General features: G+C 41.8%; 18 protein-coding genes and 1 pseudogene. 16 read left to right on the forward strand and 3 right to left on the reverse strand.

Annotated features, from left to right (window positions below):
* Positions 1–293: 293 nt before the first annotated feature.
* Entirely contained in the window at positions 294–2108 is a 1815-nt protein-coding gene (lepA, locus tag WA1_RS48435; protein WP_017742398.1) for a translation elongation factor 4, read from the reverse strand.
* Positions 2109–2507: 399 nt separating this feature from the next.
* On the opposite strand from lepA, the gene WA1_RS48440 reads away from it, so the two are divergent.
* The 10 genes and pseudogenes from WA1_RS48440 to WA1_RS48490 all read left to right on the forward strand — a co-directional run bounded on the left by WA1_RS48440 (position 2508) and on the right by WA1_RS48490 (position 14434).
* Positions 2508–2744, forward strand: coding sequence for a hypothetical protein (locus WA1_RS48440; protein ID WP_033334838.1), 237 nt, complete (start codon positions 2508–2510; stop codon positions 2742–2744).
* A gap of 177 nt (positions 2745–2921) precedes the next feature.
* Positions 2922–4673, forward strand: a complete 1752-nt coding sequence (locus WA1_RS48445) for an ATP-binding protein (protein WP_026134543.1) — start codon at positions 2922–2924, stop codon at positions 4671–4673.
* A 110-nt stretch (positions 4674–4783) separates the two neighbouring features.
* Positions 4784–5014, forward strand: a complete 231-nt coding sequence (locus WA1_RS48450) for a NifU family protein (RefSeq protein ID WP_017742395.1) — start codon at positions 4784–4786, stop codon at positions 5012–5014.
* A gap of 94 nt (positions 5015–5108) precedes the next feature.
* Positions 5109–7343 (forward strand): glycoside hydrolase family 57 protein, encoded by a 2235-nt coding sequence (locus WA1_RS48455; RefSeq protein WP_017742394.1) that lies wholly within the window; start codon positions 5109–5111, stop codon positions 7341–7343.
* A 465-nt stretch (positions 7344–7808) separates the two neighbouring features.
* The gene (locus tag WA1_RS48465) at positions 7809–8270 is read left to right on the forward strand and encodes a sacsin N-terminal ATP-binding-like domain-containing protein (RefSeq protein WP_017742392.1); all 462 of its coding nucleotides are present in this window, start codon (positions 7809–7811) and stop codon (positions 8268–8270) included.
* Entirely contained in the window at positions 8255–9001 is a 747-nt protein-coding gene (locus tag WA1_RS56320) for a hypothetical protein (protein ID WP_017742391.1), read from the forward strand. Before WA1_RS48465 ends, WA1_RS56320 begins: the two co-directional genes overlap by 16 nt.
* Before the next feature lie 269 nt (positions 9002–9270).
* Positions 9271–9847 (forward strand): annotated as a pseudogene (locus WA1_RS48475) (Uma2 family endonuclease).
* 99 nt (positions 9848–9946) lie between these two features.
* On the forward strand, positions 9947–10987 hold the full coding sequence (locus WA1_RS48480; RefSeq protein ID WP_017742388.1) for a serine/threonine-protein kinase: 1041 nt from the start codon (positions 9947–9949) through the stop codon (positions 10985–10987).
* A gap of 157 nt (positions 10988–11144) precedes the next feature.
* Complete coding sequence (locus WA1_RS48485) at positions 11145–13247, forward strand: serine/threonine-protein kinase (protein ID WP_026134542.1); 2103 nt, start codon at positions 11145–11147, stop codon at positions 13245–13247.
* A 143-nt stretch (positions 13248–13390) separates the two neighbouring features.
* Positions 13391–14434: a WD40 repeat domain-containing protein gene (locus tag WA1_RS48490; protein WP_017742385.1), complete on the forward strand. Its 1044-nt coding sequence runs from the start codon at positions 13391–13393 to the stop codon at positions 14432–14434.
* Between the two features lie 42 nt (positions 14435–14476).
* On the opposite strand, the gene WA1_RS48495 is transcribed toward WA1_RS48490, so the two are convergent.
* The gene (locus WA1_RS48495) at positions 14477–15829 is read right to left on the reverse strand and encodes a PPC domain-containing protein (protein WP_017742384.1); all 1353 of its coding nucleotides are present in this window, start codon (positions 15827–15829) and stop codon (positions 14477–14479) included.
* Between the two features lie 172 nt (positions 15830–16001).
* Here WA1_RS48495 and WA1_RS61120 point away from each other — a divergent pair, with 172 nt between their 5' ends.
* From WA1_RS61120 to WA1_RS48510, 4 genes are all read left to right on the forward strand, one after another.
* Positions 16002–16124: a hypothetical protein gene (locus WA1_RS61120; protein ID WP_272819390.1), complete on the forward strand. Its 123-nt coding sequence runs from the start codon at positions 16002–16004 to the stop codon at positions 16122–16124.
* Between the two features lie 89 nt (positions 16125–16213).
* Entirely contained in the window at positions 16214–18250 is a 2037-nt protein-coding gene (locus WA1_RS48500) for a serine/threonine-protein kinase (RefSeq protein WP_026134541.1), read from the forward strand.
* Positions 18251–18540: 290 nt separating this feature from the next.
* A complete protein-coding gene (locus WA1_RS48505; RefSeq protein ID WP_017742381.1) occupies positions 18541–19476 on the forward strand; it encodes a CBS domain-containing protein in 936 nt (311 codons plus the stop codon).
* A 246-nt stretch (positions 19477–19722) separates the two neighbouring features.
* Positions 19723–21240, forward strand: a complete 1518-nt coding sequence (locus WA1_RS48510; RefSeq protein ID WP_017742380.1) for an RNA-guided endonuclease TnpB family protein — start codon at positions 19723–19725, stop codon at positions 21238–21240.
* 117 nt (positions 21241–21357) lie between these two features.
* Here WA1_RS48510 and WA1_RS48515 read toward each other — a convergent pair whose 3' ends face one another.
* Positions 21358–21558, reverse strand: a complete 201-nt coding sequence (locus WA1_RS48515; RefSeq protein WP_017742379.1) for a hypothetical protein — start codon at positions 21556–21558, stop codon at positions 21358–21360.
* Between the two features lie 131 nt (positions 21559–21689).
* On the opposite strand from WA1_RS48515, the gene mnmE reads away from it, so the two are divergent.
* A complete protein-coding gene (gene mnmE / locus WA1_RS48520; RefSeq protein ID WP_017742378.1) occupies positions 21690–23072 on the forward strand; it encodes a tRNA uridine-5-carboxymethylaminomethyl(34) synthesis GTPase MnmE in 1383 nt (460 codons plus the stop codon).
* 278 nt (positions 23073–23350) lie between these two features.
* Complete coding sequence (locus tag WA1_RS61125; RefSeq protein ID WP_017742377.1) at positions 23351–24502, forward strand: formylglycine-generating enzyme family protein; 1152 nt, start codon at positions 23351–23353, stop codon at positions 24500–24502.
* Positions 24503–24536: the final 34 nt, after the last annotated feature.

The raw sequence follows: 24536 nt of genomic DNA on the forward strand, positions 1-24536 counted from the left end.
TTCAAAGGTTTGCTTCAAGTTTAAATTAGAAAACTTTAATCGTACATCTATCCTATGAGCTTCACCCAAGAGGGTGATTTTTGAAAAGACAGATAATATTATCTATCACAATTTGGTATTGTTTATTAGATATTTGTAGAGTAGCTAATTTCATCTCACTCAAATATAGATAAAAGTCATATAGAGTTTATGACTTTAGTCATGCCTTCATGACCACTATGTCGTGTAAAAAGGATATGCAAGATCCCCGACTTCTTTGAGAAGTCGGGGATCTGAGCAAATAAAAACCGAGATTAACTTTCCCGATCCAAACGCAGAACTGCCATAAAAGCTTCTTGCGGGACATCCACCGTACCTACAGACTTCATCCGCTTTTTACCTTTTGCCTGCTTCTGCAAGAGTTTCTTCTTACGGCTGATGTCACCACCGTAGCACTTAGCAAGAACGTCTTTCCGTAATGCTGGAATGTGTTCGCTAGCGATTACCTTGCTACCAATGGATGCTTGGATGGGTACTTTAAATTGATGGCGGGGAATGAGTTCTTTGAGTTTTTCCGCCATCGATCGCCCAACACCGTAAGCTTTATCCCGGTGAACAATCATTGCCAAAGAATCAACAGGGTCACCGTTGATCATAATATCCAACTTGACTAAGGGATTTTCTCGGTAACCAATCAACTGATATTCCATGCTGGCATAACCCCGAGATCGAGACTTCATTTGGTCAAAAAAGTCGGTGACAACTTCTGCCAAAGGTAGTTCGTATGTCAGTGTAGTACGCCCTTGGGTGAGATATTTCATATCCTTAAACACACCACGTCGATTTTGCGCCAACTCCATCAAAGTACCGACGTAAGTTTCCGGTGTAATCATATCTACCTGAACGTAAGGTTCCTCAATTTTTTCCCGTTCATTAGGTGAGGGTAAGCGGCTGGGGTTATCAATGTAAATTTCCTCGCCTTTAAGGGTTGTCACCTTGTACACTACTGACGGGGCAGTAATGATGAGATCTAAATCGTACTCTCGTTCTAAGCGTTCTTGGACAATCTCCATGTGCAACAAACCCAAGAAACCGCAACGAAAACCAAAACCCATCGCACTTGAGGTTTCTGGTTCAAAATGCAATGCAGCGTCATTGAGTTCCAGTTTGTCTAGTGCTTCGCGCAAATCTTCAAATTGGTCAGCATCAATAGGGAACATTCCACAGAACACCATTGGGTTGGCTTCTGTATAACCGGGTAATGCTTCAGTCGCTTTGGAACTAGAGAGCGTAATAGTATCACCCACCCGTGCATCTGCTACAGCTTTGATTGCTGCTGATAGGTAGCCCACTTCTCCAGCATGTAATTCATCTACTTGCTTTTGAGTGGGAGAAAGTACTCCAACCTCATCAATTTCGTATTCTTTGCCAGATGCCATGAGGTAAATGCGATCGCCCTTCTTCAACTTACCATCCATGACCCGGAAATAAACAATCACCCCTCGATAGCTATCATAGTAGCTATCAAAAATCAATGCTCTTAGACGCTCATCTACCGTATTTTGTGGTGGTGGTATCCGCTCAACAATTGCTTCTAAAATCTCATTAACGCCAATACCTTCCTTAGCAGAAGCCAGAACTGCACCACTGCAATCCAAACCGATAATTTCTTCAATTTCCTTGATAACTCGGTCTGGTTCTGCCCCTGGCAAATCAATTTTATTCAGCACTGGTATAATTTCCAAATTATGCTCTAGAGCCAAATAAACGTTTGCCAAGGTTTGAGCTTCGACACCTTGAGAAGCATCCACGACAAGCAGTGCGCCTTCGCAAGCTGCAAGACTGCGGGATACCTCATAAGAAAAGTCTACGTGTCCTGGAGTATCAATAAGATTCAGGACATTAGTCTGACCATCTTTTGCCTTATAATTCATGCGGGCAGCTTGCAGCTTAATGGTAATGCCGCGCTCCCGTTCTAGATCCATGTTATCGAGAAATTGTTCTTTCATTTCTCGCTGCTCCACAGTACCAGTCACTTGTAACAAACGGTCAGCAAGGGTAGATTTTCCGTGGTCTATGTGAGCAATAATACAGAAATTACGAATGCGAGATGCGGGAACGTCAGTCATAGACTTCTTTGCTTTAGAGGCAATAAAGAATAAAAGAGCAATATACTTTAACGTATTGTAATGCTTTCTGAGCTAATGCCCAATAACCACCTGACCAGTGAGCACCTGACCAGTGACCACCTGACCAGTGACCACCTGACCAGTGAGCAGATGATACCAAGTTGAAAAAAGAATGCGACAGATCGTAGTGTGAAATTTATTCCAAGCAAAGCTTTCTCAATCCAAAATCCAAAATCTAAAATCCAAAATGGTATGACTAGTATTCACCAATTAGAAGCGTACAATAAACAACAAGTGCGATCTACACACTAAAAGGAGCGAGAAGCACTCGCGATTCGCCCTAATGTTTGAAGAGAGCTACTTGACAAGCCTTTCAAAAGATCGAGAGTACATCTTCCTATGACTATGAAAGAGAAATCTACCGATGCGGAACAAAGAGGAGCCGATAAGGTAGAAATAGCAATTCGCCTGGACTCTGAACTACTAGAGCAAATTCAGCATTTAACCAACGATCCTAGTAAAGTGATTGAAGTGGCAATTCGCCAATGGTTAAGGGGTGATACGCCAAGAGATGATGAACTCACACGCACGCCAGTACGCAAACCCTTACCTCCTCGGGGTGAGTGGAATGACTGAGATGAAAATAGATAAATCGAGGAATGTTAAAAAAATGTAAAATTTTACCAACTAAACTTCAGAACAACCTAAAACTAAATCTCAATTGTGCTATTGCTGTAAAAATTTATGCCAAACTTTATGCAGCGACTAGCAAAGATTTATTGGGTTGCCCTTGATATGTATCCAACTCGAGCCATGAGTATTACTGCTAACTCACAACGGTCAAATCTATTGTCACAAAATTCGGAAACTACTACCAGTAACACTAATGGCTTGTGGGCAAATTTAGGAGCCGAGTTGGTGTATACCCAAGAGAAAACAGGACGCTACCTGACTTTTTACTGGCAACACAGCGAGAGAGTGGGGTTAAGTCCGGAAATGTTACTTGATGATGCGAGCGCAGAGCAAGTCTTCGCTCCAAAGGATCGATCTGCCTATTTGGAAAAGTTGCGGCAGATTTTGACAACTTTGGTACCGGAAAAATATCAATGCTGGTTTAGCTACGGTCAGCAGTTGTTTGAGTTGGAGTTGACCATTAGTCCAATAATGTCTTCTGTAGGAAGTGTCTCAACAAATGTTCTAGTGATGGGACGGCTCGTACAAGAAGTAACAACAAGTCAACCGGAAAGCTTGACACCTCAAAAGCCCGTAGTGCTAAATTCGGCGTTACGTTCCCATCGCCACCAAAAACTGATCAATCAAATCACCAGAAATATCCGGCGTACATTGGACTTGGATACTATTTGGCAGCAAACAGTGGATAGTTTGGGGAAAGCGTTACAACTAGAACGTTGTATTATCTGTCCGTATCACTCGTCTAGTACGAAGGTAGAGGTAACAGCAGAATACCACCAGTCAACCAGAGGATCAATGCTGGGCTTGGAAATAGATTTTGATTCTGAGTCTGGCTTTGCTCGGGCAATCTCAACTCTGGAACCAATTGTAGTAGAGGCCCCTCAACATCCTCAATTAGAGCAGCAAAAAACGCTGGTGATTGCTACATGTTACCAGGATCAACCCAATGGGTTAATTGCTGCAACTCTTCGCGATTCATGTTGTCTCATCACAGCAGATGACCTCGATTTGGCAAAAGATGTCGCAGATCAACTTGGAACTGCGATCGCTCACGCAACTTTATACAAAGAATTAGAAGCCGCGCGTCAGGAAGCCGAACAAGCCACTCGCCGCATTCGAGATTTCCTTGCCAATGTCACTCATGAATTGCGAACGCCGCTCAACGGTATTATTGGCTTCTTAAAGCTGATTTTAGAGGGCATGGCAGACGATCCCGAAGAACAAAAGCAATTTCTGCAAGAATCACACAAATCATCATTATATTTGCTTGATATTATTAACGATATTTTAGATATTGCCAAAATCGAAGCAGGCAAAATGGAATTGGAGCTGCGTTCGGTGAAATTAGATGAGCTATTTAGTGATGTAGAAAATTTTATGCGCCCTCAAGCAGAGGGGAGAAACCTCAGTTTCCGAATGCAAATGCCAGCCACGTCAGATGAAATTATTGTTCAAGGCGATTACCAGCGATTAAAGCAGGTGATGTTAAATTTAATTGGTAACGCCATTAAATTTACCCATGAAGGGGGCATAACTGTTAGCGCTGATGTTGTTCGCAAAAAAGTCACTTTCCAAGACCGACAACTCCCCGGTATGGTGCGTGTACGTGTAGCCGATACGGGTATTGGAGTTTCCCTCGACAAACAAGACAAACTGTTTCACTTATTCAGCCAGGTAGATGGTTCTCGCACCCGTCAGTATGGCGGTACGGGTTTGGGGTTGGCGATCTCTCAAAAGCTGGTTGAGGCGATGGGTGGTGAAGTGAATTTTTATAGTTTAGGTGAAGGGCTTGGCTCAACAGTAACTTTTACAGTCCCTTTATATCAGCAACCACTCATAATTTCAAGCTCGGATGGCGATACGCAAGATTAGGAAGTGGGGAGTGGGGAGTGGGGCATGGAGCATGCCCAATTAAATCTAGTAGGATTGTTTTAGTAGTAGGTTAGCCAATTTCCTATCTTTAACTTACGAGGTTTAAAACTATGGAACTCACAATTGACAATGTTGAAACAGTTTTAGATGAAATGCGTCCCTACCTTATATCTGATGGCGGTAACGTGGAACTTGTAGAGCTTGATGGTCCTGTGGTCAAACTGCGGTTACAAGGTGCTTGTGGTTCTTGCCCCAGTTCTACTATGACTCTCAGAATGGGTATTGAGCGACGCCTTCGGGAAATGATTCCAGAAATTGCAGAAGTGGAACAAGTTGTGTAGAGAATAGGGCATGGGGTAAAGGGCATAGAGAATAGTAGCTAAATTACTATGCCCTATGCCCTATGCCCTACGCCCTATTTCCTAATTACTACCTATGTCTCATCCCCTCTACGTCGCCTTTATTTGGCACCAACACCAGCCGCTGTACAAATCTCCTGACAGCGGCGTTTCACTATCTAATTCCCAACAGTATCGTTTGCCTTGGGTACGTTTGCACGGTACTAAGGACTACCTGGATTTAATTCTGATTCTGGAACGCTATCCCAAGTTACACCAAACAGTGAATTTGGTTCCATCTCTGATATTGCAACTAGAAGATTACATTGCTGGCACTGCTTTTGACCCTTATTTGGAAGTGAGTTTGACACCAGTTAAACAACTCACTGACCCACAACGGGAATTTATTATACAATACTTTTTTGATGCCAATCACCACCATTTGATCGATCCGCATCCCCGTTATGCTGAGTTGTACTATCAGCGACAGAACAAAGGACAAGCTTGGTGTTTTTCTAATTGGGGATTGCAGGATTACAATGATTTGTTAGCTTGGCACAATTTGGCATGGATCGATCCTTTGTTTTGGGACGATCCGGAGATTGAGGCTTGGTTAAAGCGCGGTAAGGATTTTACTCTAAGCGATCGCCAGCGAATTTACTCCAAGCAGAGAGAAATTCTCAAGAGAATTGTCCCTACTCACCGAAAGATGCAGGAGACGGGACAGTTGGAAGTGACAACCTCACCCTACACCCATCCTATCTTGCCGTTGCTAGCTGATACTAACTCCGGGCGCGTAGCAGTGCCTAATATGACTTTACCAGAATCTCGGTTTCAGTGGGCGGAAGATATTCCCCGGCATTTGCGAAAAGCGTGGGATTTATATGTAGACAGATTTGGACAGACACCACGCGGTTTGTGGCCCTCAGAACAGTCAGTCAGCCCGGAAATATTACCGTATATTATTAATCAAGGATTTAAGTGGATTTGCTCAGATGAAGCTATTTTGGGATGGACGCTAAGACACTTTTTCCATCGCGATGGAGCAGGTAATGTTAAAGAACCAGAATTGCTGTACCAACCATATCGCTTGCAAACTCCTGTAGGTGATTTGGCGATTGTGTTTCGCGATCATAGATTATCAGATTTAATTGGGTTTACCTATGGTGCTATGTCTGCCAAACAAGCCGCAGCAGATTTGATAGGACATTTACAAGCCATTGCGCGGATGCAAAGAGAAAAACAATCAGAACAACCTTGGTTGGTTACCATTGCTTTAGATGGTGAAAATTGCTGGGAATTTTATCCAGAAGATGGTAAGCCTTTCTTAGAAGCTTTGTACCAGAGTTTTACAGACGAACCACATCTAGAACTGGTCACAGTCTCAGAATTTATCGAAAAGTTTCCTCCAAGAGCAACTATTCCAGGAGAAAGATTGCACAGTGGTTCTTGGGTTGATGGCAGCTTTACAACTTGGATTGGCGATCCTGCGAAAAACCGCGCTTGGGATTACTTAACACAAGCCAGGATAACCTTAGCCAGTCACCCAGAAGCAACAGAAGAAAACAATCCCGAAGCATGGGAAGCTTTGTATGCAGCAGAAGGTTCTGACTGGTTTTGGTGGTTTGGTGTAGGGCATTCCTCAAATCACGATGCTATCTTCGATCGCTTGTTTCGAGAGCATTTGCATGGGATATACAAAGCTTTGAATGAACCTAGCCCCTCTTATCTTCGCCAACCAGTCGAAAGCCACGAAGCACGTTCAGATCGCCGTCCAGAAAGTTTCATCCATCCTGTCATTGATGGTAAAGGTGATGAGCAAGACTGGGACAAAGCCGGACGTATTGAAATAGGTGGATCGCGGGGTACAATGCACAGCAGCAGCCCCATTCAGCGACTTTGGTATGGAGTGGATCACCTCAATTTTTATTTACGGGTAGACTTTAAAACAGGTGTGAAACCAGGGCAAGATTTGCCACCAGAATTGAATTTACTGTGGTTTTATCCAGACCAACCCATGAATAATAGTCCAGTTCCCCTAGCAGAAGTTCCTGATATTGCACCAGTGAACTACCTGTTCCACCATCATTTGGGAATTAATTTGCTTACGCAGTCAACTTATTTTCGAGAAGCAGGGGAACACTATCAATGGCATCCTCGCTTCAGTCGAGCCCAAGTTGCTTTAAACAATTGTTTAGAGGTAGCAGTACCTTGGGCAGATTTGCAAATTCCACCAGATTATGCTTTGCGCCTAGTTTTGCTTCTTGCAGATGAAGGGAGTTACCGTGCGTACTTTCCAGAGAATGCTTTGATTCCTATTGAGGTACCTTAGGGATTACCAAGAAACACTCCCTCACCCTCGTTCCCAGGCTCTGCCTGGGAATGCCTTCACTCTAGGCTCCACCTCCCGTACTTAGTTAATTGAGCTGGAACAATTTATGCCGATCGCTCAGCCTGGACACGGGTTGAGATGTTTCAAGAAAATCCCCTAACAATTCTTCAAATCTTTGTATCTTCAGAAAGAGACTTGATTCAATCCTCAATACACTTTGTACCTCTTCGTGAATCACGCTTAATGCCACTTTATCAACAAGCGATCCTACCCAGTCTTCAATGTATAGCCAAAGGGCATAACAGGGGGGAGCAAGACAAGTGCGTTTACATTGTTATACAAATTTGGCATTTAATGTTCCATATTTTACAAAAAATTTAGTCAATGTTAGATTCTCAAAATTTTTGGGCAAGATAAACCTAACATCACTGTAATCATTATCATTCAGAATTAGGAGTCATCGCCATGTCTCGTTTCGATAAAAATGCTATTGCCGATTTAAACCGCATTGCAGCGCAAAAAATCTCTGAAAAGATGCGGATTTTAAGGATGTCATCCATGGAAAACTTCAAGAGACGCTGGATTTGGGAACTTTTACAAAATGCCAATGACAAGGCTGCCATTGATTTTCCATCCGAACAAGTTGCCGTCAGGGTAAGATTGACTCCAGAATCTATAGAATTCAGTCACAATTTTAGTTATTTTACCAATAAAAATATTAAAGGTTTAATTCGCCAAATTAGCTCTGATGATAAAGACTGGGGAGAAGCCGATAAAACAGAGATGCCCAAAACGATAGGGAGATTTGGTACGGGCTTTTTGACCACTCACTTGCTTTCAGAGAAAGTTAACGTCAGCGGTCTTTTTCAAGATGACAAAAAAATCGCACGCAAAAGCTATATTTTGCGTGTTTGTCAAAAGAACTGACAAGTATAGCCATTCAAATTGACAAAGATGAAAACCAGACATCAATTTCCTCTGTTCATGAAAAAACACCAAAAATTTTCCTGGGTTTTCCACTGATTGGTACGGAAGATTTTCATTTTCCTGTTGTTATCAACAATCCCTTTCTAGAACCTACAGAGCCTAGAGATGGAGTGTTTCTCACCATGAAGGATGAAGAGAACATTATCAATAATAAAAAGATTGTTCAAGAATCTGTTGAACTCTACTTTATTCTTTTACAGTATGCTGTTGAACGAGACTGGCAAAACTTGTACTTATTGGCAAGAACGGATTTACCGAACCAGAGAGATTGGGTTTCCACAGATTGGTACAGGCAAAATATTCAAAAAGTCTTAAGAGCTAGATTAATGGAATCTAGTATTGTTTATACTGACAATGCAAACCTCCCTAAAATTCAACTTGCAGAAGCTTTATTTCCTTACGCCAAGTCAAAATCCAAAATATTAGAGATTTGGGATTTTGTCAATGCTTTTTTAAGCGATCGCTTACCTAAAAAAGAGCATATTGAATTTTGGTACGAGATTAGCGACAATAGTTGGGGAAAAGATTTACGTTATGGTTCAATCTCTTTCCTCATTATCTTCATACTTACCAGCCACGATGGAACGAATGATAGGAAAAAGAGATGTTGGTTTGTTGAGAACTTTCAGCAATCGCTTAATCTCGCGTTCCACTTGAGGCTGTTTCGGTAGATAGTTTTTAACTTTACAACCATTCAGTTCGGGCTGAAATAAGTCCACATAATATTGTTCCTGTTCGTTCAAACAGTGAACAGGAACTTGTTTCCAATAAATTATATGGCACAACTTGCGGTTTGACCTGATTAACTGTGGATATCTGTGATGACTTCTACCAGCCCATCTGTATGCTTTTCCCCCACCTATTGATGAGGATACAATAAGAGGGCGATGCTTAAAAAGCCGTGCGAAAGCGCGAACGCGTTTATAGAGCTAGACCGTAAGTGAGTATCTTAACGCTAGATTTATCTCCTGTTGGAGACTTAACAGAGGATGCTTTCTACGAATTGGTAAAAGCGAATCCAGAAATGAAGTTTGAACGTACAGCATCTGGAGAATTAATCGTCGTGTCGCCTACAGGTGGAGAAACAGGAAATCAAAATTTTGAGCTTTATCTTGACTTAGGAATTTGGAACCGTCAGCAAAATTTAGGAAAAGCGTTTGATTCATCGACTTGTTTCAAACTCCCCAATGGAGCAAATCGCTCTCCAGATGTAACTTGGATTAAATTAGAAAGGTGGGAATCTCTGACTTCCGAGCAACGACAAAAATTCCCACCGATTGCTCGGTGATTTTGTTGTTGAGTTGCGTTCTGCAACTGATGATTTGGAGACGTTGCAGGCTAAGATGCAGGAGTACATGGACAATGGAGTTCGTTTGGGTTGGCTGATCGATCCACAGAACCAGCAGGTGGAAATTTATCGCCAAGGACGAGAGGTGGAGGTTATAAAGTCCCCTACTATTTTATCTGGAGAAGATGTGCTACCTGGTTTTGTTTTAGATTTACGTGGTATTCTGTAGAGTGAAATTTAAAATGAGTTATATATTTAAAAGTAACAATTGAAGTGAGTGTGGGTATATCGTATAATAATTGTTTTACCTTAACTCCCTTTTTGTCCGATGAACTGCTCTTCACCAGAAGTACTTAAGTCCCATGCTGAGATTTTACAGCGGACTCAGCTTGGTAAACTGTGCGGTACTAAACAGCTATTTCGCGATCGCTATACAATACTAAGAGTTTTAGGGAGAGGTGGTTTCGGTGTCACGTTCTTAGCTAGGAATGCAGTGTTACCAGGGAAACCACTTTGTGTTATCAAACAACTTTGTCCGAAAGTAGACAATGTCAACAGCTGGAAACGTGCTTGCCATCGCTTTGAAAAAGAAGCAAAAACATTGGCTCAATTAGGAAGTCATTCTCAAGTTCCCATGCTTTTGGACTACTTTGAAGTCTGTGGGGAATTTTACTTAGTTCAAGAATATGTCAAAGGTTTTAACTTAGCACAGGAAGTTAAAAGGACTGGTTTATACACTGAAGACACAGTTAAAAAATTTTTGCAAGAATTGCTGCCAGTATTACAGTACGTACATAAAAATCATGTCATTCATAGAGATATTAAACCTCATAACATACTACGTTGTGAAGATGATAAACGGTTAGTGCTCATTGATTTTGGTGCTGTCAAAGAGGAGTTGGTGTTAAAGAATGAAACATCAATGGATGCACCTGCAAATACTAATTTTATTGGAACGATGGGATTTGCTCCGCCAGAACAGCTTTCCTTGCGTCCAGTTTATGCTAGTGATATTTACGCACTAGGTGTGACTTGTCTTTATCTTTTGACTGAAAAACTACCTCTGGAATTTGAGTATGATGTTAAAACAGGTGAGATATGTTGGCAAAAAGCGGTAAGCGTCAGTGCTTATTTTGCTCAAATTCTAGATCGAATGCTCAAACTTTCTCTAGAAGAGCGTTTTAAATCAGTCGATGATGTCATTTGGGCTTTAGAGATGGAAAATCATTTGCCCACCTTGACTGACTGTTTAACAACTCAAAGATTGGGAGTCCAGGAGAAAAGTGTCAGCGAAGAACCAGAATACTTGACGCCTACAGAAAGAACTGCAAGAGCGATTCGCGACTGGCAAACAAGGAAAAAACAGTGACCAGTGACCAGTGACCAGTGACCAGTGACCAGCGATCAATAATTACTAACCATTAACACTTATCAGAAATCTCATATAAGATAGAGGATAATTAATCCTTATAAAAAACTCAGGGATAATTTAGCATAAATTATTACGCTATCGCGTTCTTTTGGTGATGATCTGCTGTCTCAATCCTGATTGCCCAAATCCCCTGAACAAGAGTGGAAGGACGTTTTGTCAAACGTGCAACACCCCACTGGTTCATTTGTTACGAAATCGCTTCCGCGTTACAAGTGTACTGTCTGATGAAGGAGGATTTGGTAGAACCTATTTAGCAGAAGATATCGATAAGTTAGATGAACTGTGTGTTATCAAGCAACTTGCTCCCAAAGTCCAAGGAAATTGGGCATTAAAAAAGGCGATGGAGTTGTTTCAAAAAGAGGCTGAAAGATTGCAGGAACTTGGAGAACATCCCCAAATTCCAACTCTATTAGCTTACTTTGAACAAGATAACTACTTATATTTGGTTCAGCAATTTATAGATGGGCAAAACCTGTTAAAAGAGTTACAACAACGGAGAGCGTATAACTCTCAAGAAATTAAAGAAATTTTGTTAGATTTGCTGCCCGTTCTGAAATTTATACATGAGCGAGGAGTGATTCACCGAGATATAAAACCTCAAAATATTATCCGTCGTCGAACTTCTCAAGCAACAACTGGAAAAGTTTTTCATCATACCTCCACTAAAGTAAAAAAGGTTGAAAATCTAGTTCTGATTGACTTTGGCTCTGCAAAGCAGTTTACAGCAAAAGTACAAATGAAAATGGGGACTTCCATCGGCTCGCAAGGCTATTCCCCAATTGAACAAATTAGAGATGGTGTCGCTTATCCAGCTAGCGATCTGTTTAGTTTGGGTGCAACTTGCTTTCATTTGCTGACTGGAATTTCCCCTTTTAAGTTATGGACTGAACAGGGATATGCTTGGGTAAAGAATTGGCGAGAATACGTCAAAAGTCCAATTAGTCAGGATTTAGAGCGGGTTTTGGATAGGCTGTTGCAAAAAGATATTCAGCAGCGCTACCAATCTGCTGATGAAGCTATAGTAGATTTAACATTAAAGCAGCAAATACCACCACCGCTTCCGACTGCAGGTGCGCCGACTCCTTCTGTTGTTGTGCCTCCGACTCAAGCACCATCGATACCCAAACAATACATTTTCTTCAGAAATTCTCTCCTTGCAGGAACTGCTGTATTAGTGTTGGGTTCGGGAGAGTTTTGGTACAAGCAACTTCGACGTCTTGAAACCAAAATATCTTCTAGTATCAGTCAGCCTAATAACAGCACAGCAAATCGAGATGTCGCTCTTCATACGCGATCGCCATCCCCATTAGGTCGTTTTTCCCTAGTCTCAACTGTCAGAGGATATTCCCACCCCATTTTAGCTGTTGCTATTAGCCCAGATAGTAAAACGATCGCTAGTAACAGCGAAAGTGGAATTAAACTCTTAAGTTTAATAACGGGACAGGAAATTTCTACCTTAAACGGTCACGGTGGTATAATAAATACCCTAACTATTAGCTCAGATGGACAAACTCTTGCTAGTGGAAGTAAGGACAAAACCGTTAAAATTTGGAACTTGGCAACCGGTCAGGAAGTCCGTACACTTATAGGGCATTCCAACTCGGTTCATGCCCTTGCCTTCAGTCATGATAGTAAAATTCTTGCTGATGGTAGTGATGACAACACTATTAAACTGTGGAGTCTAGTAACAGGAGAAGAAATTAGCACGCTAGCAGGACATTCTAACTCGGTTCGGTCGGTCATTTTTAGTCCCAGTGGTAGAACTCTTATTAGTGGTAGCTATGACAAAACAATTAAGTTATGGAATTTAGAAACGGGAGAGCAAATTCGTACTTTAGAAGGACATTTGGGTACAGTGACTTCTATTGCAATCAGTCCTAATGGCAAACTTCTTGCAAGTGGAAGTTCTGACAAAACGATCAAATTATGGAATCCGGACACGGGAAAGCAAATTCGTACTTTATTTGGTCATTCCGATAAGGTGACCTCTATCGCTATCAGTCCGAACGGCAAACTCCTTGCCAGTAGCAGTTTGGATAGAACTATCAAACTGTGGAATTTAGAGACTGGACAGCAAATTCGCGTTCTGCTAGGTCACTCTGATAGTGTCCTTTCCATCGCCTTTAGTTCAGATGGAAAAACTCTTGTCAGTGGTAGTAAAGATAACACTATTAAGATTTGGCGAGTTTCTCGTTAATTTTTTGTTATGAATTCTACAGTGTTAAGAAATCCGGAATTCTACTGGCTCAATCGGTAACTACATTATATTCCCATAAAAGTAAGATACCTCTGATTTCACATCAGAGAGCGATATAAAAGCAGCGTAACGTGGAATTTGCAATGTCTGTAACAACAACTGACACAAAAATTAAAGTTATGACGGGTGCGGCGATCGCGCTTTTGGGATTTGCTGGAATGTGGTATTGGCCATCTCCTCCTGCAGCAACCAGTGCGTCATCCCAATCAAGTCAATCTCAAAAAAAAACCCTATCAAAGTTCGCTGAAGCTTTCACTCTTAAAGGTCACGCTGATACAATTTTGGCTGTTGCGGTTAGCCCTGACGGACGCACTCTTGCTAGCGTTAGTGCCGACAAAACCATCAAGTTGTGGAATTTAACGACAGGAGTTGCGATCGGCATTCTCAAAGGTCATTCCGATTGGGTTAATTCTGTCACCTTTAGCCCTGACAGCAAAATCCTTATCAGTGGAAGTACTGACAAGACAGTCAAACTGTGGAGCGTAAATACTCAACAAGAAATACGTACTCTTAGGGGACATTTAGCTGCAGTCCAGTCTGTCGCTATTAGCCCGGATGGTTTAACTATCGCTAGTGGAAGCTGGGATCAGAGTATCAACTTGTGGAACTCTGCCACTGGAGCAAAAGTTCTTACTCTTAAAGGAAGCTGCGACGTTGTTAATTCTGTTGCTTTTAGCCCAGATGGTAAAGTTTTGGCTAGTGGTAACTATTTTGACAATACCATTAATTTATGGAATACGTCAACAGGAAAAGAGATCCAAACTCTTTCGGGACATTCTGATGCTGTTTATTCTCTTGCATTCAGTGCTGATAATCAAAAACTTGTCAGTGGCAGTTGGGACAAAACTATCAAAATTTGGGATCTCAATACGAGAAGAGAAATCAATACACTCACAGGACACAATAACAGAGTTTGGTCTGTAGCTGTAAGCCCTGATGGTAGTACTCTTGCTAGCAGTAGCTGGGACAAAACAATCAAAGTTTGGAACTTGGCTACAGGACAAGTCATGAATACACTCACAGGGCATACAGACAGAGTATGGTCTGTCGCTTTTAGTCCGGATGGTAAGACCCTTGCTAGTGGAAGTTTTGATAAAACAGTTAAGATCTGGCGGTTGGTGCAGTGAAAAGGCATTTGTCACTGGTCACTGGTCACTGGTCACTGTTTCCTAAAACACAGTCAACCGATACGTACCCCGTTCTCTTGAATTTGCTGAGATAACGACTACATAGTACGTGCCATCTTCAGGTAACTTGGCTCGGTCAATGAATGCACTGTACCTTCCATCCTTGTTATCATCTGTAGCGACAATTTGCCCTTGGGAATTCAACAAGACTATGTAAGGTGAAAACTGTTCAAAGACACTGTCAGCACGGATACTCACAAGTTGGTCTTTTTTACCCTGAAACTTAGATATATTATAAGGGCTGCCACTTTTTCGTTGGATTCGACTTTCTTGGGTTAATTCATCAGAGCGATCGAGACTGTAACTTGCTCTGTCATTTCTAAGAGCCAAACTGTACCGCCCTGTATCTCCGGGCTTACGGCTGGTGACAGCGATCGTGTAGGTACCTGTTCTTGGCAATCGGACAAAAATAAATGCATCTTTGACTCCTTGAGGATTCACCTCTTCATTACCTCTCGTCAAAAGCACGTTATTATCTGGATCGAGCAAAAACATGAAGGGGTCTAAATTCAAGTTGTTTGTACGACGCCGATCTGCACTACCACTTAGCCTAATTTGAACAAGTTGGTTTTCTCTACCTTCAAACTGGTAGAAGTGATAATATCTGCCCTGTGATTGATAATCTCCTGGAGCCAAAACACCGAATGCGATATCTACAAAGTTTATTTCTTGAAACTCAGGTGTTTTGGACAAAGAAACAGATGAAGTAGCTGCTGTTGTTGGCGTAGAATTTCCCTGGCGTGAAGGCTTAGAATTTCCCTGGCGTGAAGGCTTAGAATTTCCTTGACGCGAAGGCGTAGAATTTCCTTGGCGCGAAGGCGTAGAATTTCCTTGACGCGAAGGCGTAGAATTTCCTTGACGCGAAGGCGTAGAATTTCCTTGGCGCGAAGGCGTCGAGCGATCGCCTGAAGGACTAGGTACTGGAATGGAAACACCTGTGCCGGATGGAGTAGATGTTGTGCTAGTGTTAGAGGGTTGCGTTGGTGTAGTTGAGACGTTCGGTTTTGAGGCCGTGCTGGTCTCAGAAGGATTAGATTTTGGGGTGGAATTTACAGATCCCGAAGATACACCTGCAGGTAGAGGCGATTCAATGGGTTGTTTTACCTGTCGGGGTACGGGTTGTTGGGCTATAGGAATTTGCTCAATACCTTTTTCTACTGCTGCTGGTTGTCTCTCATCGGCGGGTTTGGCAATTAAAAAGGGTTTTGAGTGTAGGACATTTGCTAAAACCTTGATAGGAAAGGCATAATTTGTTATCAACAAACTACTACTCATGCAACCAATTAAAGCCAACTTTAATTTGTTTGCACATTGTTTGTTGCTTTTTTCTACCATTTTTACGCTACTCCTGTTGATTGAAACATTGTACTCAGGGTAGATTGACACCGTACTATATTTCACCAACAAAATACTATAGTTAATCTGCTGATTTACTGATATAGATTACTGTTGCTTGGTACCTAAAAAAACGTCACAAACATAACTTCTATAAATCTTTACACTAGCAATGCTTTTATTTATCTATATTAAAGAAGCTTTTGTAGCTTTCCCAACAAATCCAGATGTTAACATCAAAATATCGAGAAACAATGTAGAGACGCGCCATGGCTTGTCTGTACAGGGATTGTAGACGATGCACAATAAATTTCTGGAGATGTTTAATATAAATCTTCGATATTTCTTCCTGAAAGCTAAACCATTCACTTATGGATTCCCAGTATGCTCTGCTGCCTGAATCCCGACTGCCTAAATCCCCTAAATCCTGACGACAGCGTGCTGTGCAAAAGCTGCGGTACACCATTGGTATCGCTGTTAAGGAATCGTTATCGTGTTATCAAAGTATTGTCTGATGAAGGTGGATTTGGCAAAACTTATCTTGCTGAAGACGTGGATAAGTTGAAAGAATTGTGTGTAGTCAAGCAGTTTGCGCCAAAAATTCAGGGAACAAGTGCTCTAAAAAAAGCAGTTCAGCTATTTCAAGAAGAAGCGCAGCGATTGCAACAACTTGGAGAACACAATCAAATTCCCCATCTTTTGGCTTATTTCGAGGAGAATAATTATCTATTTTTAGTACAGCAATATATCGATGGTCAAAATTTATTAAAAGAATTGCAACTAGTGGGAACTTATAGTGAAAGTAACATTCGTGAACTTTTACTAGATTTATTACCTGTGCTCCAGTTTATCCACAAACAAGGAGTTATCCACCGAGATATTAAGCCGCAAAATATTATTCGTCGTGATAGTGATGGGCGATTGGTGCTGATTGATTTTGGAGCCTCAAAGCAGCTATCGGTAACAGTACAAACTAAAATCGGGACAACCATTGGGTCTCATGGTTATACCCCAATGGAACAGATGGAAGACGGAAAAGCTTATCCATCAAGCGATTTGTTTGGTTTGGGTGCAACTTGCTTCCATTTACTGACAGGGATTTCTCCGTCTAAACTTTGGCTGCAACATGGCTTTAGTTGGGTGAATGATTGGCAGCGATATCTCAAAAAACCAGGTAGCGGAGAAGCAATTTTAAGTCCCAAGTTAAGTAAGATTCTCGACAAACTTTTGAAAGTAGAATTTCAACAGCGCTATCAAGGAGCAGAGGAAGCCCTCAAAGATTTATCAGAGCTTTTACCGCCACCATCTTCAACCCTACTTTCGGTCAATTCATTACAATCTCAGTTGCTTCCTTTACCGCGATCGGCTAGCAAGGTAAGACATCAACTCTTGATAAGTGCTGGTATGGTTCTGTTGGGATTGGGAGGAGTTAGTTTATACCTATTTTACCCACCTGCAGTTACTCAGTCTTCTGATGTCAGTCAGCCAAGCAATAAAACCGTTCAAAGTTCTAACTCACCAGAGACCCTGAGAGGTCACTCCAGCGATGTTAACTCCGTCGCCTTCTCTCCAAATGGGCAATCTCTTGCTAGCGCCAGTGACGATCGCACAATTAAAATCTGGAACTTAGCGACCCGACAGACAACCCTTACCCTCAAAGGTCACTCTCAATGGGTTTGGACTGTTGCCTTCAGCCCAGATGGTAAAACTCTTGCTAGTGGCAGTGCAGACAATACTATCAAACTGTGGAATTTAGAAACAGGGCAAGAAATGGGTACTCTAAAGGGACATCCGGGCGGAGTTTCTTCAGTTGCCTTTAGCCCAGATGGCAGAACTCTTGCCAGTGGAGGTTTAGATAAAACTGTAAAATTGTGGGATGTGGTAACGGGAAAAGAAATTCGCACGCTAAAAGGACACTCAAGGGCAACTGCTTCTGTTCGCTTTAGTCCTGATGGCATGACTCTTGCTAGTGGGAGTTGGGATAAGACAATTAAACTGTGGAATGTATTAACAGGTGAAGAAGTTCGTACTTTAGAAGGACATACTGACTACGTTCTTTCTGTTGCCTTTAGTCCAGATGGTGTCACTCTTGCCAGTGGTAGTAAAGATAAAAGAATTAAACTTTGGAACTTAGCAACGGGAGAAGTTACGCATACATTAACACAACATTCCGACAAAATAAATTCTGTTGCTTTTCTACCAAATGCAGGTTATGGCAAAAGCTTAAACGGAGTTATCCTTGTCAGTGGTAGCAATGACAATACAATTAAACTGTGGAATTCTACAACTGGAGAAAAAATTCAGACTTTAAAGAAGGATTCTGGTTATATTTACTCTGTCACTATCAACCCAGATGGACAAACGATTGCTAGTGGTGGTAGTGCTGACAACATCATTAAAGTTTGGCAGTTGCCACTGTGAAGTCTCTGTAAAGAGGTTTTTATTGACATTGAGACTCTCATCTCGCTTGCAACTGGATGGCTCCGCGCTCGCAATTTGGCCCGTTCACTCAATAACTCCTGAATGTATTGACGGATACTATTTAACCGCTTTGGATTCATTGATCGGCTATACTTGAGCCTTCATGCTTCATAATTCATCATTTATTTGAGAAAAGTTACTAATTTAAACAAGAAATAAATAAATGAGGAATTCTGTTAAGACTTGGTACATTATGAAACAGAGCGCCATGTTCCTTTGTAAAACTAGCCATGCAATACGATGACATACAGCTAAGTGAGCCAGCAATAGAAGCAGCAATAGACTATAATCCACTCACAGTTACAACTGACACACTACTAATAGACGTTATTGCTTTAATGAACCAAAGGCGGATTCACAGTTGTTCGTTATCTGGTGTCAATTCGTACTCAGATGGGTTTCCCTCCTATGAGACAGGTTCTAGTTGTGTTCTAGTGATGCAGGGAACGGAGTTGTTAGGAATCTTTACAGAACGGGATATTGTGCGACTGACAGCAGCAAGCATACCCTTTGAAAAGGTGACAATCGCTGAAGTCATGACAAAACCAGTGATTACACTCTCTCAAACTACTTTTAAAGATATTTTTGCCCCTCTATTTTTATTTCGGCGCTACCGGATTCGTCATTTACCGATTTTAGGACAGAAGGGAGAACTCATTGGAGTTGTTTCTCATGAAAGTATTCGTAGTATTTTGCGCCCCATCCATCTCCTCAAGCTTATGCGTGTAGGGGATGTGATGACAACCCAAGTGATTCGTGCGCCAGTCACTGCTTCAATTTTGAGCTTAGCTCAAGTCATGGCGGAGTATAAAATTAGCTGTGTTGTCATTACCGAGCAATATCCAGAATTAGAACTGGGACACTTTATTCATGTTCCTGTAGGAATTGTTACCGAGCGAGATATCGTACAATTCCAAGCGCTACAAATGAATTTGACAGAAGTCCGGGCGCAGTCTGTTATGAGTACGCCGCTTTTTCTATTAAGTCCTGAAGATTCTCTTTTAACGGCTTTGCGGGAAATGCATAGGCGGCATACAAAAAGATTAGTCGTGTCTTGGGATGGTGGCAAAGAACTGGGACTTGTAACTCAAAGCAGCCTGCTACGAGTTCTCGATCCAGTCCAGATGTATGGGGTAATCGAAACGTTACAAAAAACTGTTATCTAAAGGATGAAGTGAATACAAAACTTTTATCTTTGATCGTTCATCCTTTATACTTTATTATGTGTCCTCCGGAAATACCCGTTAACTTAGGTAGTTCTAATTAAGAGTAAAATGGAGTTAACCGTAATATTTAACTCCATTTTGTTTATGCAATACTTATCACCAGCATTGCTTCAGTTCAAGACTGTACTTTCTACGTTTGGAGTAAAACGTAGTATTATGTAGTTAATACCCAACCTGAATACACCAATGGCACGGAAAAAAGTAGTCCAGACAACTGAATATACAGTTACTCGGATTGCCTACTCTGTTGGTGACGTACCAGACAAGTTAAGTAATCTGGCTCAAGCTTTAGGCGACTTACGCTCAGAGTTATGGAACAAATATGGGTCACTGCAAGCTTGGGGGATTGATAAAAATACAATTATTAAGAACATCCGAAACGCCCCAGAGCTAAGAGCACTATATGGGTCAGAAAGATTTAACCTTAGCTCTGAAATATGGGAAAGAACTGTACAAGCCGTCATTGATGATATTCATACAGTTCAAGAAGCGGCTATTGTACAAGTTATTCGGAAAATATACTCTACCTTTAAACCTGAAAAAAAGCAGGTGATTAAAGGTAAAAAAACAAGATTAGTAGATAACCCAGAAACTTCATTCAGAGATGAGCTTACTAAAAGTCTCAATTCTCAGGAGTGGCGACAATACCCTTTAATTAGTCGTTGGGTTAGGCAATATTATAAGCGTGGTCATACTTGGGTTGATAACCAAATTGTAATCAACGCCCTTGGTTCAAATATGAAAGGTAAGGTGTCCCATAAAGGAAAAGTGACTACTTACCAAATACCTGGTTTTATGAATGGAAAGAAAGTATCGTGGATATCTATTTCCGTCCTCACTGGTAGAGTTACACCCTCTTCTGGACGCCTACGTTTTATAATCAATGATTCGGGAAATGTAGAACTTCATTATCCTAAAACAACTAAGATTGAAGTCAATCCTAGCAAGGATAACTTAGGCGTTGACAAGGGGGTTACTGAAGGCTTTTATGGTAGTAATGGTATAGCTTATGCTAAAGGTTTAGGAAGTGTTATTAATGATGCTTCTGACAGAAGAACTAAGAAAAATAAGAAGCGCCAAAAGTTATTTGCTATCTCAAAAAAGGTTGACCCTGCTAAGTCAGCTAGAATCTTAGAAAATAACTTAGGGCGGAAAAAAGCGAACAGGTTAGATATTAGAAAACGTCAAACAATTACTCAGATCATTCGCACTGATACCAAGAAAATATTTGATAACTTTGGTGAAGTGGTAGCCGAAGATTTAAGTAAATACATAAAAGGGAAAAAGAGATCCAAAGCTGTAAATCGCAAATTAAATGAATGGAGCAAAGGTGAATTACAGAAAGCATTAGATGAAATTTCTATCCGTAAGGGTGGAGTGGTTAAATTAGTCAATCCTGCGTATACTTCACAGGTTGATCATCGCAATGGTACGTTACTGGGAAAACGTCTGGGAGATCAATTCTTGACCTTTGATGGGGTGGTATTGCAAGCTGACCAAAATGCGGCGACGAACATCAAAACTAGGGGGTCTGACCTTCAAATAACTAAGTTTATGAAAAAGGAACAGATTCATAGAATTTTGCTGGAACGTACTGCACTATTCCTCTCTGAGTTAGGTCATAGTTTGGAGTCTGCTGTCTCAATGGGATGGTTAGATGAAAAGCATCTCGGTAGAGGTAAACCGCTACGGCGTAGGCGGTAGGGTCTAGATACGGTGTCCTAAGAGAATTGCTTTACTTGACCAGCAAAGTAGTTACTACCGTCAATCAGACTGCGAAACAAATGAACAATTGTATATTTTGGGATTTACTCCGATTGACTACGATATGTTGTTACGCCATTTAGGAGGTTCCATCAGTTTTTTCATTCTTGCCATTTCAGCTATTTCGATCATTTGGTCTAAGGGAGTATCTTCAATAAACTTTGAAGCAGCTTCTTTGAACTCTGTGTTGGGACACTCATCCCCTAAAACACAACCATTGACGCAAGCTTCGGCGCAGTTAATTTTTGCTTGTTCCATGATTAACTCCTTGGAAAATAGGGAGTGGGGAGTGGGGAGTAGGGAGTAGGGATGAGGCGTGGTAACAAATATTGGTACACTTGAACTATGATAAGTTTAATTTTTTGCAATTCACTATAAATCGTAACTGAATGTCAGAAAACTTTGCAACCACTGGAACTATTGCCGCGATCGCAACTGCTATTGTCCCCCAACAAGGCAGTGTTGGGATCGTGCGTGTCTCCGGGACGGAAGCAATGCACATTGCTCAAACATTGTTTCACGCACCAGGGCGTCAAGCTTGGGAAAGTCACCGTATCCTCTATGGTTATATTCGCCATCCACAGACACAACAAGTGGTGGATGAAGCGCTTTTGCTGATTATGAAAGCACCTCGTTCCTATACTCGTGACGATGTGGTGGAATTTCACTGTCATGGAGGAATCATGGCAGTACAGCAGGTTTTGCAGCTCTGTTTGGAAAATGGGGCTAGACTGGCTCAGCCGGGAGAGTTTACCCTGCGGGCGTTTTTAAATGGACGACTGGATTTAACTCAAGCAGAAAGTATTGCCGATCTGGTGGGTGCGCGATCGCCGCAAGCAGCACAAGCCGCATTGGCAGGATTGCAAGGAAAATTAGCGCATCCTATCCGTCAGTTACGGGAGAGTTGCTTAGATATTTTAGCAGAAATCGAAGCTCGAATAGATTTTGAGGAAGATTTACCACCGTTAGATGAAACTAGAGTTATCTCGGAAATTGAGAGAGTTGCTGTAGAAATAGCCAACATCTTGGCAACTGCTGACAAAGGCGAACTGCTTCGCACTGGGTTAAAAGTGGCGATCGTTGGGCGTCCGAATGTAGGTAAGTCGAGTTTGTTGAATGCTTGGAGTCGAAGCGATCGCGCCATTGTGACTGACTTACCCGGTACAACTCGCGATGTTGTAGAATCACAGTTAGTTGTGGGTGGAATTCCCGTGCAGGTCTTAGATACAGCCGGAATTCGGGAAACAGAAGACCAAGTAGAAAAGATTGGGGTTGAACGTTCCCGACGTGCTGCAAGTGGTGCGGATTTAGTGCTGTTGACTGTAGACGCTTCAACAGGTTGGACAGCAGGTGATAGAGAAATCTATGAACAAGTGCAACATCGTCCTTTGATTTTAGTGATCAACAAAATTGACCTAGCATCACCAGCAGAAGTGCAATATCCCAAGAGTATTAGCCATGTTGTTAAGACAGCCGTTGCTCAAAACCAAGGGCTTGATGCTTTAGAAGCAGCGATTTTGGAAAAAGTCAGAATAGATAAAGTACAAGCCTCTGACTTAGATTTAGCGATTAACCAAAGACAAGCAGCCGCACTTGTCAAAGCGAAAATGTCGTTACAACAAGTACAGGAAACAATCGCTCAGCAGCTACCTCTTGATTTTTGGACGATTGACTTGCGAGGCGCAATTCAAGCGCTGGGAGAAATTACTGGTGAGGAGGTCACAGAATCAGTATTGGATAAAATTTTCAGTAGGTTCTGCATCGGAAAATAGACCACTAAGTATTGGACTTTGGACAAAAAGGAGTGTTCGTATAAAGCCCTCATTCCGCACCTAAAATGTAACGGGTTAAGCATAGTTCACTCAAAAAATGTATTTTGGGTTACAAAATTGCGGACATCGCTCTTCTGGAGAAAAACTTTACGATTTACTGACTTTATCTGCAAACCCACCTCAAAATATGGTAATTTCGAGCTACAAAGCTTTCCTATCTTCATAATATCTGAATTTCACTCTCTGTTGAAACCACATTTTGAAGAGGACAACAAGTTATGAAATTTTGGTCACGACGGCGCGTACTCCAGTTACTTAGTTTTACTAGTTATGGATTCAGTACAGCTCTATTTACCAGAACAATATTTCCATTACGTGGATTAGCGAAAACGAATTCAATTGTCACACTCCCCTTTCAATTTGAGAGTGTTGCAGTAAATTCCCAAGGGCAAGAAATCCACAGTATTGGTCATGCCAAACGCTTTATTGAAATTCTTGGTAGTGATGAAATCCTAGAGATGGTTGCTATTCCTAGTGGTACCTTTGAAATGGGATCGTCAGAAACTGAAATAGGACGAGACGAAAATGAAGGTCCAACGCACGCCGTAACAGTAGATGCTTTTTCCATAGGTAGGTATCCTATCACCCAGTCACAGTGGCAGTCTGTAGCAGCACTCCCCAAAATTAAACGTTTTCTTGATCCTAATCCGTCCGCTTTCAAGGGAGACAACAACCCTGTAGAGCGTATCTGCTGGTATGATGCTGTTGAGTTTTGTGCACGTCTCAGCAAGCAGACAGGACGGACATATCGACTACCCACTGAAGCCGAGTGGGAATATGCTTGTCGCGCTGGCACTACAACCTCGTTTCACTTTGGTGAAAACCTGACAACTGTTCTAGCGAACTACAACGGACACGCCATCCGTAACTTCAAAAAGACCCATAGTACTGAAATTGATGAAATGCTTAGTCAGGGGAGTTCTTCCAGTCCTTCAGGAGGTAGTCCTTCAGGAGGTAATCCTTCAGGATGTCCTTCGGGATGTCCTTCAGGACGTAATCCTTCAGGGCAAAGCGGTTTCAATTCTTCAGGAAACATGGGAGATGTATCCTCTCTCAAGCAAAACAAGCAAGTTATATATCGTCAACAAACGACTTCTGTAGGAAGTTTTCAAGTTGCGAATGCATTTGGTTTGTCCGATATGCATGGGTTAGTTTGGGAATGGTGCGCTGACCATTGGCACGATAACTATGAAGGATCTGACGCAAAAGGACGGGCATGGTTATCAGACAATGAGTATCAATTCCGGGTGATGCGTGGGGGAGCCTGGAGTACCTTCTTTGATCGCTGTCGGGCAGCAAGTCGCAGTAAGGGTGGACTGTACGATCAAAGTTATAACATCGGTTTTCGGGTTGTGTGTGAATTGACTTAAGCTGAACGGTGATTGAATCACTTTGTGGGAAACG

Source organism: Scytonema hofmannii PCC 7110, assembly GCF_000346485.2.
In the GTDB taxonomy this organism is placed as follows: domain Bacteria; phylum Cyanobacteriota; class Cyanobacteriia; order Cyanobacteriales; family Nostocaceae; genus Scytonema; species Scytonema hofmannii.

Coding starts and splice junctions, on each gene's coding strand:
- WA1_RS48490 (WP_017742385.1), top strand. CDS start 13,391: ATGTCTGTAACAACAACTGACACAAAAATTAAAGTTATGACGGGTGCG.
- WA1_RS48510 (WP_017742380.1), top strand. CDS start 19,723: ATGGCACGGAAAAAAGTAGTCCAGACAACTGAATATACAGTTACTCGG.
- WA1_RS61120 (WP_272819390.1), top strand. CDS start 16,002: ATGCTTTTATTTATCTATATTAAAGAAGCTTTTGTAGCTTTCCCAACA.
- WA1_RS48495 (WP_017742384.1), bottom strand. CDS start 15,829: ATGGTAGAAAAAAGCAACAAACAATGTGCAAACAAATTAAAGTTGGCT.
- WA1_RS48515 (WP_017742379.1), bottom strand. CDS start 21,558: ATGGAACAAGCAAAAATTAACTGCGCCGAAGCTTGCGTCAATGGTTGT.
- lepA (WP_017742398.1), bottom strand. CDS start 2,108: ATGACTGACGTTCCCGCATCTCGCATTCGTAATTTCTGTATTATTGCT.
- WA1_RS48480 (WP_017742388.1), top strand. CDS start 9,947: ATGAACTGCTCTTCACCAGAAGTACTTAAGTCCCATGCTGAGATTTTA.
- WA1_RS48500 (WP_026134541.1), top strand. CDS start 16,214: ATGCTCTGCTGCCTGAATCCCGACTGCCTAAATCCCCTAAATCCTGAC.
- WA1_RS48455 (WP_017742394.1), top strand. CDS start 5,109: ATGTCTCATCCCCTCTACGTCGCCTTTATTTGGCACCAACACCAGCCG.
- WA1_RS48465 (WP_017742392.1), top strand. CDS start 7,809: ATGTCTCGTTTCGATAAAAATGCTATTGCCGATTTAAACCGCATTGCA.
- WA1_RS61125 (WP_017742377.1), top strand. CDS start 23,351: ATGAAATTTTGGTCACGACGGCGCGTACTCCAGTTACTTAGTTTTACT.
- WA1_RS48445 (WP_026134543.1), top strand. CDS start 2,922: ATGAGTATTACTGCTAACTCACAACGGTCAAATCTATTGTCACAAAAT.
- WA1_RS48450 (WP_017742395.1), top strand. CDS start 4,784: ATGGAACTCACAATTGACAATGTTGAAACAGTTTTAGATGAAATGCGT.
- mnmE (WP_017742378.1), top strand. CDS start 21,690: ATGTCAGAAAACTTTGCAACCACTGGAACTATTGCCGCGATCGCAACT.
- WA1_RS48440 (WP_033334838.1), top strand. CDS start 2,508: ATGACTATGAAAGAGAAATCTACCGATGCGGAACAAAGAGGAGCCGAT.
- WA1_RS48505 (WP_017742381.1), top strand. CDS start 18,541: ATGCAATACGATGACATACAGCTAAGTGAGCCAGCAATAGAAGCAGCA.
- WA1_RS48485 (WP_026134542.1), top strand. CDS start 11,145: ATGATCTGCTGTCTCAATCCTGATTGCCCAAATCCCCTGAACAAGAGT.